The following is a 12,932-nucleotide window of genomic DNA, read 5'->3' as shown; positions in this document are numbered from 1 at the left end:
CTCTAAATTAGAAGATTTGCCCAATTTGGAACTGAACACTCTGTTTTTTAGCGTCCGGCGCTGCATTGATCGGATAAGCATAAATTAACTTAAGCGGCCCAATCGGAGAAATCCAAGTAAATCCAACACCTGCTGATTGCTGTAGCGATGTAAAGTCAATATTTTGGTCATAAGTCCAAATATTACCCGCATCATAAAATGCACTTAAGCGCATCGACTTATCATCCTTCATTCCCGGCACGGGAACATAAACTTCAAAGTTGTTCACAAACCGAGTCGAGCCACCCATACTATTACCCGCATTATCACGCGGACCTAAACTCCCCGATTTATAACCTCGAACCGAATTGACACCACCCGCATAGAAGTTTTTGTAAAACGGATAATCTTCACTTCCTGAATAAACACCACCATAGCCAAGCTCAATATTCCACATAAAGGTATACGGCTTTTTCGTAGGCAGCGAATAAAAATATTGGCTTTGGAAATTCAACTTATAGTAATTAATATCTGATGGAGGAACTCCAATTTCTGCAGATGTTTTTAATAAAAGTCCTTTGGTTGGGAAAGTAGCAGAGTCACGTGAATCAGTTCCCCAGTTAGCACCAAGGGAATAAATCATCGTTGAATCACCAAACTCTTTAATGTAATCAAGAACGTACGTTGGTGAATCTTTAGTTGTATCAAACTGCATGTTTTCAACATTGACACTCAAGCCTAGCGAATTATATTCAGTAGTTGGCATGCCAAAATTAAATCCGACACCTTTGGATGATATTTTATACTGACCTAAATCCATTTCACCCGGGTCGGTATCGCGCAAATAAGCAGTCCAACCAAACGATACACCATCCGGTGTTGCATATGGATTATTCATGCTTAAAGAAAACGTTTTAGATACTTGGCTTGTATTTATATCTGCAGCGAAACGTTTACCCGTACCTAAGAAATTGGCCTGAGAAACAGACGCTTGAAAAATAGCACCCTCGCCTTGTCCGTACCCAACACCAAAATTCAAGTTACCCGTTTTTTTCTCAACCACATTAATATTGACATCAACTTGATCCACACTCTCAGGCACAACAGGAGTGTCAATATTAACTTCACTGAAAAAATCTAATTGCTGCAAACGCTCTTTGCTGCGCTTAATTTTTGCCAAATCGTAAGGAGCAGATTCCATTTGCCGAACTTCTCGGCGCAAAACCTGATCTTTAGTTAAATTATTACCGTAAATATTAATTCTTCTTACCGAAGTTGTTTTACCGGGATCAATATAAAAAGTAAACGCGACTGTTTTATGCTCTTCATCAATCGTAGGAACTGCGTTGACATTTGGAAACGCATAACCTTCAACACCAAGCCTTTCAATAATCGCAGCCGTTGACTTATTAATATTTTCTCGAGAAAAAACTTCCCCCTTTTCTGCGGTAACTAATTTTTCTAACTCCGCAGTCGGTAGTGAAAAGTTACCTGCAAAAGTAACCTCACCAACTTTGTATAAATCACCTTCGCGCAAATTGATGGTAAGAAACATATCAGCCTTATCTTCAGACAAAGCCACTTGGGTTGATTCAATAGCAAAATTTAAATATCCGCTATCTAAGTAAAGCGATTTAATTGCCTCTAAATCACCACTAAATTTTTGTTTGGAATATTGATCTGATTTGGTATACCAAGTCATCCATGTCGGTGTAGTCAGAGACATCCGTGCGACTAAGTCAGACTGCGAAAAGACTTTATTGCCGACAAAATTAATCGCTTTAATCTTTGCAACATCACCCTCGGTGATATCAATTTGAATACCAACTCGATTTCGATCTAATTTTGTTACTGTAGTTTTCACATCGACCGAATAGCGACCACGAGCAAAGTATTGCTGCTTTAACTCATTTACCGCGGCTTCTAATACCTCTTGCTGAAAGATACGTCCTTCCGCGAGATTTTGCCCTTTAAATGCCGCTTTGACTTGGTCTTTTTCCAGCATTTTCGCCCCATTCACATTAATTTGTGCAACGGTGGGGCGTTCCTCAACAGTAATAACGAGAATATTCCCGTCTACTTCAATGCGAACATCGTCAAAAAAACCAGTCGTAAACAAAGAACGTATTGCCTCGCTAGCCTGAGCTTGATCAAAGCGATCGCCCACTTTGACATTCAAATAATTAAAAACAGTGCCAGGATCGGTTCGTTGCAGCCCCTCTACTCGGATATCTTGAACAGTAATCGGATCAAAAGCTTGTGCAGCTAAACTGAGGCTGGCAAATGCTGCGGCAAGCAGCACATACATTGATTTAAATTTCATTGGTCCATTCGTCAACAGGTTAGAGATTAGCCGAGGCCAAACAAGAAGCGATTAGCATCATTAAAGAGTGCTAAAGCCATTAACAAGAGCAGTAAAGTAATGCCTACTTTTTGCAAACTTAATGCGAGCCATTCTGGAATCGTACGCCCAGTTACTAATTCGTAGCCATGATACATTAAATGACCACCATCCAAAATTGGTATCGGCATCAAATTCAACACGCCAAGGCTTAAACTAATCAGTGCCAATGCATTAAGATAACTCACCCACCCCATTGCAGCACTTTGCCCAGCAAAGTCAGCGATCCCTATCGGTCCACTAATTTGTTTCGGCGACAAAGCACCGACAAGCATCTTACCAAACATCTTGACCGTTAATATCGAAAGATCGTATGTCTTCGCAATACCAGCCAACACAGCATCAACAGGTGATAGCCTTATTGTTTGCTGCATCGCCTGATACAAACGCTCATCATTACTAGGACTCACACCAATTCGCCCGATTTTTTGCCCATTATGCTCAACAACATCAGGAGTCACGCTGAGCTGAACGAGATCTTGACCACGGCGAACAGTAATAGGCACGACCGAAGCCGGAAGTTGAGCAATAACAGTTTGAAACTCTGACCAAGTTTTCATTTCTTCATGATTTATTGCCACAAGCCAGTCGCCAACTTTGATGCCTGCACGCTCTGCAGGGCTGTTTGCTTGTACATAAGCAATTTGATTCGTAACAGCAAATGGAGACAAGCCCAATCGGGCCAAAATTTTTTGATCAAATTCAGCAGCACTGATTCGATCTAAATCTAATGTAAAATGCCTTAAACTACCTTCTTTGGTTTTAGCTTCAATTGACAATTCAGGCTGACCGGCAGCAGCAAATAATCCCATCTGCACCTGCTCCCAATTCGAGACCTGTTCAGCGTTTACAGCAGTAATCATATCGCCTGAACGCAAACCCGCTTTTGCAGCAACGCTTTCAGCAACGACCGAGCCAACAATTGGTTTCAAACTCACCACCCCATATGCAAACAAACCTGCATAAACTAAGGCAGCAAATAATAAATTAATGAATGGCCCAGCAAATGCAATCGCCATTTTTTTTGCCGGATGCTGAGTATTAAATGCACATTGACGCAACTCAGCCGCAACAGGCTCGTCTGCTTCACCAACCATTTTAACAAAGCCACCCAGCGGAATTGCGGCAATTTGCCACGTAGTCTGGCCGCGCTGCCATTGATAGATTGGCTTGCCAAAACCAATTGAAAATGTGAGTACGCCAACACCACACCGTCTCGCGACCCAGTAGTGCCCAAACTCGTGAATAAACACGAGTAAACCAATTGCAAATATAAATGCAAAAAAAGTCAGCATGACGATAACTTGCTTTGAATAAACTGCGTGGCAAAAACGCGCGATTGAGCGTCCGCTTCAAGTAACTGCTCAATACTCATAGAGGGAAGCGTAGCGAGTTGGCTTAAGGCTGCATCAATCACCTGCGGTATTTCAATGAACTTGATTCGTTCATTCAAAAAAGCCTCTACAGCAATCTCATTCGCCGCATTAAGTACTGCAGGTGCCGCACCACCTTGCTTTAACGCAGAAAAGGCCAAACCCAAACAAGGAAAACGTGTCGTATCTGGCGGACTAAAATCTAAGCGCCCTACCGCAAACAAATCCAAGGGCTGAACCCCAGCATCAATACGCTCTGGGTATGCCAGACCATAGGCAATTGGCGTACGCATATCAGGCGAACCTAATTGGGCCAACACTGAGCCGTCACGATACTGCACCATGGAATGGATGACACTTTGCGGATGAACTACAACTTGAATCTGATCTGCGAGAGCATTAAACAACCAACGGGCTTCGATTACCTCCAAACCCTTATTCATCATACTGGCAGAATCTACCGATATTTTTCTACCCATAGACCAATTGGGATGCTTAACCGCTTCAGCAACTGTAATGTCCGCAAAGGTCGCTAATTCACGAGTACGAAATGGGCCACCCGATGCAGTCAATAAAATTCGCTCAATACCAACTTCAGCCAACGAAGATTGATATGGGTTTTCACGATATGCCGCCGGTAAAGCTTGAAAAATGGCGTTGTGCTCACTATCAATCGGCAGCAACACAGAAGCAGAATGTGACGCAGCATCCATAAAAAGCTGCCCTGCCAAAACCAGCGTCTCTTTATTTGCAAGCAGTACTCGCTTAGAAGCCTTTGCAGCAGCCAGTGTTGCAGACATACCTGCGGCCCCCACAATTGCGGCCATTACTGTTGTCACTTCTGGTGCAGTTGAAATTTCAATTAATGCTTGTGAGCCAAAACTCACCTGCGTTTCAAGACCGCGTAAACGTAAGCCACGGCTAAGTTGTTCCGCACTGACCTCATCTAATACCACGGCATGTTTTGGTCTGTGCTTTTCGCACGCGGCAATGAGCTTTTCAATTTGCGTTGCAGCACTGAGCGCATAAACTTGATAACGCTCAGGGTGTCGCTCAATCACATCCAAAGTATTCGTGCCAATACTGCCGGTTGCACCCAATACGGTCACAATTTGTTGCTGCATGATTTTATATCGCTTTTTACAGAGGCATTAGATGTAACAGATAAATCGCTGCTGAAACGGGTAATATTGCCAGCAAGCTATCGATGCGATCCAAAATGCCACCATGTCCAGGCAACATATGGCTACTGTCTTTAATGCCGCGTTGACGCTTGAGCATAGACTCCAGCAAATCCCCCATCACACTCACAGCAGTAATCACCACCGCGAAGATAGCCCATAACAGCACTTGGCCTTTGGTATTTTGTAATGACGAAATGAAAGGCAAAAAAGAAAAAGGTTTAGGTATAACCATAAAATAACAGACTACTGCAAAGGTACCGCCATATACCCCCTCCCAACTCTTACCAGGACTAATCGTTGGCGCTAATTTTCTTTTCCCAAATGCCTTGCCCGAAAAATAGGCAAAGCTGTCGGCAATCCATGCAACAGCCATAATCATCAGCAAAGGCCATCCATCACCGCGCAATATCACCATGGCCAAACCAGCAGGAATCAATAAAGCCCAACCACTGAACACATTTAAATTACCAGCATTAAGCAAAGGCCATTTAAATCGCAGCCAGCACGGCACAAACACTAACCAAAAACCCAAAGAGGCTAACAGCAAACCATACTGAAAATAAGCTGGGGCAAAATTAACGCAGAGTAAAAATATGCCTGCAGTTAAAACAGGATATATTTTGGCAACAATACCACTCATGCCAGCGATATCTTTCCACTCCCACGCTCCTAGCGCCATTAGCAATGCACAAAAAAACATCCAAGCGGCAGAAGAAAAATAAAATAAGGCAATAACAATGATGGGCAGCAGCAGCAACGCTGTGAGAACACGGGTTTTTAGCATAATTTACTTTGTCGCATCGAGTTGTTCACTAATTCGCCCAAAGCGTCGCTCACGCCCTTGGTACCACAAAATGGCATCACCCAAAGCGGCACGACCAAAATCAGGCCAAGGCAAATCAGTGAAGTACAATTCGGTATAAGCTAACTGCCACAGCAAAAAATTACTAATGCGTTGCTCACCACCTGTGCGTATGAATAAATCGGGATCGGGCGCGTAGGCCATCGAAAGATAGGGTTGTAGGTCAGACTCTGTAAAACACGCCAACAACTCAGGACTCGCTTGCAACAAGCGCTGAGTAGCCTGCATCACATCCCAATGCCCACCATAATCAGCAGCGATGGTTAAGACCAAACCGGTATTTTCGGCTGTTTTTAATTCTGCCGCTTCAATCATCTGTAACAATTCAGCGGAAAAGTGACTGCGATTACCAATCACTTTAAGCTGAATATTATTTCGATACATTCGCTCGACTTCGGACTGCAAAACTTGCAGAAACAGTCCCATCAAAAACGTGACTTCATCAGCGGGTCTGCGCCAGTTTTCGCTTGAGAACGCAAACACCGTTAGGTATTGAACCCCCCATTCTTTGCAAGTCGTAATCACTTCGCGCAAGGAATCAACGCCTTTCTTATGACCAAACACACGCGGCATCAGCCGCTGTTTAGCCCAGCGGCCATTGCCATCCATAATCACTGCAATGTGCTGAGGAATTTTACCGTTCAATACATTCGGTTCTTCGCGCTCGCGAGAGAATAAAGCCACGTTTTTTTCCGCCTACCTAAATCGTTTTTTTAAACCGTCAACAGTTCTTTTTCTTTCTCTGCAAGTTGCTTGTCTAGCTCGGCGATATACTTATCAGTGAGTTTCTGAATTTCTTCCTGGCCTTTACGCTCATCGTCTTCAGAAATTTCTTTGTCCTTAATTGCTCGCTTCATCTGATCATTCGCATCTCGGCGCACATTACGCATCGCAACACGCGCTTCTTCAGTTTCAGCACGAACCACTTTAATCAAGTCTTTGCGGCGCTCTTCTGTCAACATCGGCATCGGAACACGAATCAAATCACCTTGTGAAGCCGGATTCAATCCCAAATCACAATCACGAATTGCTTTTTCCACTTTGGCCACCATTGGTTTTTCCCATGGCTGAACACCAATCGTGCGAGAGTCAATCAAGGTAATATTAGCCACTTGATTCACTGGCACCATGCTACCCCAGTAATCAACCTGTACATGATCCAACAAACCAGTATGTGCGCGACCGGTACGAACTTTAGCTAAATCAGTGCGCAGTTTCTCGGCCGTTTTTTGCATCTTGGCTTCGGTAGTTTTTTTTAAATCAGCAATCATCATTTAACCTCTAGCAGCAATAAAAAACAGGCGGAAAATTGCTCCGCCCGTCGCCTTGCGAATTAACAATATCAGCAGTGTACCAGTGTACCCTCGTCTTCCCCAAGTACCATACGCTTTAAAGCGCCAGCCTTGAAGATACTCAGCACACAAATATTCATTTTTTGATCACGACATAAGGCAAAAGCCGTTGCATCCATCACTTTGAGATTGCGGCTAATGACTTCATCAAACGTAACAGTCTGATAGCGAACCGCATCCGGATTTTTCTTAGGATCGTCAGTATATACACCATCAACCTTAGTTGCTTTAATGACGATATCAGCCCCCATCTCCATGCCGCGCAAGGCCGCTGCAGTATCCGTCGTAAAAAACGGATTACCAGTACCTGCACCAAAGATGACCACTTTATTTTCTTCGAGATATTGAATTGCTTTGCCACGAACATAAGGCTCAGCAACTTGAGCAATCGTTAATGCAGATTGAACACGGGCAATAATACCTGCGCGCTTCATTGCATCTTGCAGGGCAAGTGCATTCATCACGGTTGCTAGCATCCCCATGTAATCTGCCGTTGCGCGATCCATTCCTGATGCTGCAGGAGCAACACCACGGAAAATGTTTCCGCCACCAATCACTACGGCCACTTGGACACCCAAATCGACAACCTCTTTCACTTCCTGGACAATCCGATCGATGGTTGCACGATTAATACCGTAGCTATCGTCCCCCATCAACGCCTCACCGGAGAGTTTCAACAAAATTCGTTTGTATTTTGTGGCTTGACTCATATATTTATCCTTTTAATGTGCGTGATCGTGGTCGTACAAACGCCGCACGTTACCGTGCGGCGCTCATTCAAGTCTTTAGATTAGACTTAAAGTTGTGCAGCTGCAGCAACTTCCGCTGCGTAGTCTACTACTTTCTTTTCAATGCCTTCACCCACAACCAACATCGTAAATGCATTGACAGTTGCTGATTTAGATTTCAACAATTGTTCGATGGTGAGCTTGTCATCTTTAACAAATGATTGAGACAACAAAGTTACATCTTTAAGATACTTTTGAACTGTACCTTCTGCGATCTTTTCCAGCATTGCTTCTGGCTTGCCAGCTTCTTTAGCGCGCTCGATAGCAACGCGACGTTCGGTTTCAATTGCCTCTGGATCCACACCTGAGGCATCCAATGCCTTAGGTTTTGCTGCAGCAATGTGCATAGCAACATCTTTACCCAATTGCTCGTCACCACCAGCAAAATCAACCAACACACCTACTTTCGCACCGTGAATATAAGCAGCTAATTGACCTTCAGTTTCATAGCGTACAAAGCGACGTAGAGTCATGTTCTCGCCAAGCTTAGCAACGATTGCTTTACGCAAGTCTTCAACAGTTTCGCCAGAATCAGTAACAACGGCAGCTAACTCTTCAACATTCGCTGGATTACCAGCTACAACTGCTTTCGCGCAAGCAGCTGCAAATGCACCAAAGCCTTCATCTTTACCAACAAAGTCAGTCTCGCAATTTACTTCAATGATCGCACCAACTTTTTTATCATCAGAAATAAATGCCTTTACTACACCTTCTGCAGCTGTACGGCCAGCCATTTTAGAGGCTTTGTTACCCGATTTAATGCGGAGTAGCTCTTCAGCTTTTTTTACGTCACCTTCAGTCTCAACCAACGCTTTCTTGCACTCCATCATGCCAAGGCCGGTTAATTCACGTAGCTCAGCAACCATTTTTGCAGTAATAGCAGACATTTAATTTTCTCCAGAACGGGAATTTACATTTTATTAGACAAACATTACAAAAAAGGGGCAGATGCCCCTTTTTCTTGATATCGCTTTGCCGCTAGGCTTACTCAGCAGCAGCTTCAGCAACGGCAGCAACTAGTGCTTGAGTTGCTTGATTGCGGCCTTCAAGCACTGCATCTGCAGCAGCACGTGCGTACAAACGAATCGCACGAGAAGAGTCATCGTTACCTGGAATTACGAAATCGATACCATCTGGGCTATTGTTGGTATCAACCACACCGATCACAGGGATACCCAATTTGATGGCTTCAACGATCGCGCCTTTTTGGTAGCCAGTATCGATAACAAAGATTGCATCAGGCAAACCGCCCATATCTTTAATACCGCCCAATGAACGCTCTAGTTTTTCAACATCACGTTTCATCATCAATAATTCTTTCTTGCCGTAGCCACTGCCTTCGGCATTTTCCAGAACTGCTTTCATGTCTTGCAGGCGTTTGAGTGATTGCTTAACTGTTTTAAAGTTAGTCAACATACCACCCAACCAGCGGTGATCAACGAAAGGCGCACCTGCGCGAGCTGCTTCTTCAGCTACGATTTCGCGAGCAGCGCGTTTAGTACCAACGAACAATACGTTACCTTTGTTTGCAGACAATTGACGGATGTATTTCATCGCATCTTCAAACAATGGCAAAGTTTTTTCTAAGTTGATAATGTGGATTTTGTTGCGAGCACCGAAGATGTACTTGCCCATTTTTGGGTTCCAGTAACGGGTTTGGTGACCAAAATGGACGCCAGCTTCGAGCATATCGCGCATACTTACAGACATTTAATTCTCCAATGTGTCTCAGGGTTAGGTCTTCCGCCCACACGGGACACTTCAAACCATTTGAAGTGCACCCTTGAGAGGGTGGACGGGATTTTTACTACGAAACAACGCTAATTAATAACGCATTCCCACAGCAAGCGCAGGAGTATATAGCAAACACCCTGCCAACTCAAGGAGAACAAGCCATTGCTGCACACAAAGAAGACAAATGAACCTGTGCTCGTGCCAGCAACTGCTCATCGCCCGACTGGCGGGCAATTTCTTGCATCAAACGATAATTATCCAGCAACCATAAAGGCTCGGCACTTTGCCGATCGAGCACAATCGCCTGCTCTAGCCAAGTTAATGCAGCAGCATATTGCCGCTGCAATAAAGCCACTTCAGCCAAAATTCGCTGCGAAAAAGCAGCCTCCACTCGACTGGAGCCTGACAACGCTAAGGCTTGCTGCGCCGAACGAGCGGCAGCCTCTAAGCTGCCAGCCCGCAAATTAAGCTTTGCCTGCAAATTCAAGATTTGCACCTCAAATCGGCAAGGACTAGCGCACAGCGCTTGTGCCATGCGCAAATACTCAGCCGAACGAACCTCATCACCCAACTGCATTAGCTGCGCCATTTGTAATGCCGCCTGAGCTTGATGCTGAACACTAAAAGCCGCAGTTGCCAACATCGGAGCCAAGGTCAGCTCTGCAGCAGAACGATCACCTAAGCGAGATTGAATTTGCGCCAAACCCAAACGCGCCATACCTTGTCCTTGCCAATCATCAATCGACTGATAAGACAGCAATGCAGTTTGCCATTCAACGGCTGCACTCTCGATCCGACCATCACGTATTGCCTGCAAAGCATTACGATGCGCCAGCTCTGCCTGCATACGTGCAGGTGATTTCAAGTCCTGTGGTGCCGAACTACACGCGACCAATGCACTCAACAGCAGAAACAACCCCAAACGCCACACGCTCATCGTCGACTCTCCGGCGCAGGCACATCCAACGGAATCGGCGCTAGCATTGAGTTGAGCGGCCAGCTTTGCTGCAAACCATCCAGAGTTTGCCGCCCACCATAAATCAGCTCATCGGTATTACGCAGCAAACTCGGCACACGTGGTGCCGAGTGCTCCACCGTTTTACGAATCACCGACATCGTCGCACTAGCATCTTGCGCCGCAGAATCAGCACTCACCACAATCGACGCCGCCCCCATCAGCACTGGCGACAATTTTGCATTTACCTCCGCCGCCACACTATCAGCTCGCCGCAGCATTTGATCCGCACTACGCAAAGTACCACGAGCCTCGACATTAACTACGCCATCAACGCGCGCCAGCAACTGATCTAATTTCTCTCGCGTTTCATGTAAATCTGCCGTTAATTTCTGCACATTGGCAAACATTAAACGAAGATCGCCTTTAGGATCATTCATATAATCAAACGTCTGTTGCACTGAATCAATCATTGGCAACGTGCGATTACTCAAGTTTTGAGCAATATCTGCAATACCCAGCGCCGGCGCAAACATCAATACCCCGCCCTCTGACAAGCGTTTAGCTTTCGCGGTACCCCCAGCAATCTCGATATAGTGATCGCCAATCAACCCCTCTTGCTGCAAAATCGCGATCGAATCCTCTTTAATCCACTTCATATATTGCTGCTCGATCAGCAAAGTCACATCCACCTTAGCTTCTTCGTTCAACTCAACCCGATCCGCAACACCGATACGAAAACCAGACAAACGAACTTGCATCCCTGGCTTAAGACCACTACCGCTCTCTGCAACAAAATGAATTTTATCTTTACTACTAAACAAACCCTGCCGCTCTCCCAGCACCAACAACAATAGCAATATCACCACACTCAAAACACCGACAAACACACCCACTCGCCAACTTAACCACTTAAATCGTGGATCATTGTCCTTCAAAAAAACAACTTGCTTCATACCTGAGCATCCACCAATAAATTAATCGATTGAAATGTCTTTTGCGCCGCCCGCGTTGAGAGCACCACCACTGATGCGGGCAATACAATATGCGGATACATTTTCGCCAGCAGTGGATTACGCCCCCGCCCATCTGCCCACCAATCCAACCACTCTTCTTCAATGATCCAAGTAGAGGCACGCTGCATCACGACTCTGAGCAAAGCCACCACACGACGCTGCGCCAAATCCATCTGACTTGGCAATTTACTCATCAACAGCAACAGCTTATCAGCGTCCAACGCCATCAACTGCAATAGCTCAGCAAAATCCTGCTCATACTCATGCAATGATCCCGCTTGATGATACCAACGCGGCAAAATCAAGTTTTCCCAAGCACGCAAATTATTAATCAGCACCGGCTTCGCCTCTAACACCCCCAAACTACCCGGTTCAAGCTCGTTAGCCATCTTTGCTAAAGCATTAATCACCGCCGGCGCCTCTTCAGCCTCAGCAATCGTTAGCCAATAACGCCCCGGCACACGTAATACATCAACATCAAACAAGGCAACTTGAGTCATCGTATCACCGCCCAAGCCAAGTCTATCAAGAACAGAACCAACATACCCCTCAGTACAGCTCGAGAAGCTGCCTTGGGCACATCAGAAGCCTGTGCCTGCACCGAAAATCCAGCATGCACCGCCACCAAGCCAATCGCCAACCCCAAACTCATTGCTTTTAATATGCACACCAGCACTTCGTCCAAACGCAGCATGCGCTCCAAAGCAAAGATTTGGTAACTCGCATCCCAACCCGACGCAAACAATATTCCGCCCAGCACCGAAGACAGCGCCATCACCGCGGTCAAAGCCATTGCCGCGACAGTAATACCCAGCACGCGCGGCAACATTAAATACGATTTAATCGACAAGCCCATCCGTTTTAGCTCATTGACCTCACCGCTAATTCGCATCGAGGCCAACTCAATCGCCACCGCCGAAGACGAACGCGCCACCATCATTAAGCAAGCCAAAATCGGGGACAACTCAACAAAACTGAGCGAACCCAACAATCGCAACGCCGCATCACGACTCTGACCATATTCATCGTGCAATTGCACTACCACAATAGCGCCCAAAGCAAAACCTGTCGCCGCCGCCAACCACGCGGCCTCATTCGCAGTAAAATAAATTTGTTTCAGCAATACACGCCGCACAGGCGGGCGCGCCAAAGCACTAAAATGCACCAATACGCGCTGCAACATTGAAAACAATAGATCAACCCTTGTGAGATGAATGAGTCCTACACCAGCACGACACTCAAAAAGCGAATAAAGACATTAAAAATCAGTATCACCACGTCATAATTT

Annotated in this window: 13 protein-coding genes; all 13 read right to left on the bottom strand. The window is 45.5% G+C overall.

The features are described 5' to 3' along the window. Nucleotides 1-7 precede the first annotated feature (7 nt). Nucleotides 8-2,302 carry an outer membrane protein assembly factor BamA gene (bamA, locus tag GM173_RS02845; protein ID WP_203569807.1) on the bottom strand — a complete coding sequence of 765 codons (2,295 nt, stop codon included), beginning with the start codon at nucleotides 2,300-2,302 and terminating at the stop codon, nucleotides 8-10. A gap of 26 nt (nucleotides 2,303-2,328) precedes the next feature. Next, the gene (gene rseP, locus GM173_RS02840; RefSeq protein ID WP_203569806.1) at nucleotides 2,329-3,675 is read right to left on the bottom strand and encodes an RIP metalloprotease RseP; all 1,347 of its coding nucleotides are present in this window, start codon (nucleotides 3,673-3,675) and stop codon (nucleotides 2,329-2,331) included. Next, nucleotides 3,669-4,877 (bottom strand): 1-deoxy-D-xylulose-5-phosphate reductoisomerase, encoded by a 1,209-nt coding sequence (gene ispC / locus GM173_RS02835; protein WP_203569805.1) that lies wholly within the window; start codon nucleotides 4,875-4,877, stop codon nucleotides 3,669-3,671. Before ispC ends, rseP begins: the two co-directional genes overlap by 7 nt. Before the next feature lie 16 nt (nucleotides 4,878-4,893). Next, a complete protein-coding gene (locus tag GM173_RS02830) occupies nucleotides 4,894-5,721 on the bottom strand; it encodes a phosphatidate cytidylyltransferase (protein WP_203569804.1) in 828 nt (275 codons plus the stop codon). 3 nt (nucleotides 5,722-5,724) lie between these two features. Then, nucleotides 5,725-6,408 carry a polyprenyl diphosphate synthase gene (uppS, locus tag GM173_RS02825; RefSeq protein WP_373309339.1) on the bottom strand — a complete coding sequence of 228 codons (684 nt, stop codon included), beginning with the start codon at nucleotides 6,406-6,408 and terminating at the stop codon, nucleotides 5,725-5,727. 104 nt (nucleotides 6,409-6,512) lie between these two features. Beyond that, nucleotides 6,513-7,070, bottom strand: a complete 558-nt coding sequence (frr, locus tag GM173_RS02820; protein WP_203570354.1) for a ribosome recycling factor — start codon at nucleotides 7,068-7,070, stop codon at nucleotides 6,513-6,515. Nucleotides 7,071-7,141: 71 nt separating this feature from the next. Next, entirely contained in the window at nucleotides 7,142-7,861 is a 720-nt protein-coding gene (pyrH, locus tag GM173_RS02815; RefSeq protein ID WP_203569802.1) for a UMP kinase, read from the bottom strand. Between the two features lie 86 nt (nucleotides 7,862-7,947). Beyond that, nucleotides 7,948-8,826: a translation elongation factor Ts gene (gene tsf / locus GM173_RS02810; RefSeq protein WP_203569801.1), complete on the bottom strand. Its 879-nt coding sequence runs from the start codon at nucleotides 8,824-8,826 to the stop codon at nucleotides 7,948-7,950. Between the two features lie 97 nt (nucleotides 8,827-8,923). Continuing rightward, a complete protein-coding gene (gene rpsB, locus GM173_RS02805) occupies nucleotides 8,924-9,649 on the bottom strand; it encodes a 30S ribosomal protein S2 (protein WP_203569800.1) in 726 nt (241 codons plus the stop codon). A gap of 169 nt (nucleotides 9,650-9,818) precedes the next feature. After that, nucleotides 9,819-10,610: a tetratricopeptide repeat protein gene (locus GM173_RS02800; RefSeq protein ID WP_203569799.1), complete on the bottom strand. Its 792-nt coding sequence runs from the start codon at nucleotides 10,608-10,610 to the stop codon at nucleotides 9,819-9,821. Beyond that, nucleotides 10,607-11,584 (bottom strand): MlaD family protein, encoded by a 978-nt coding sequence (locus tag GM173_RS02795; RefSeq protein ID WP_203569798.1) that lies wholly within the window; start codon nucleotides 11,582-11,584, stop codon nucleotides 10,607-10,609. Before GM173_RS02795 ends, GM173_RS02800 begins: the two co-directional genes overlap by 4 nt. Continuing rightward, nucleotides 11,581-12,144 carry a hypothetical protein gene (locus GM173_RS02790; protein WP_203569797.1) on the bottom strand — a complete coding sequence of 188 codons (564 nt, stop codon included), beginning with the start codon at nucleotides 12,142-12,144 and terminating at the stop codon, nucleotides 11,581-11,583. Before GM173_RS02790 ends, GM173_RS02795 begins: the two co-directional genes overlap by 4 nt. Next, a complete protein-coding gene (locus GM173_RS02785; RefSeq protein WP_239078328.1) occupies nucleotides 12,141-12,827 on the bottom strand; it encodes an ABC transporter permease in 687 nt (228 codons plus the stop codon). The genes GM173_RS02790 and GM173_RS02785 overlap by 4 nt, the downstream gene beginning before the upstream one ends. Nucleotides 12,828-12,932 lie beyond the last annotated feature (105 nt).

Source organism: Deefgea chitinilytica (assembly GCF_016881405.1).
Taxonomy (GTDB): Bacteria; Pseudomonadota; Gammaproteobacteria; order Burkholderiales; family Chitinibacteraceae; genus Deefgea; species Deefgea chitinilytica.
Note: the sequence above shows the minus strand (reverse complement) of the source record. Positions and strands in the feature narration are given on the sequence as shown.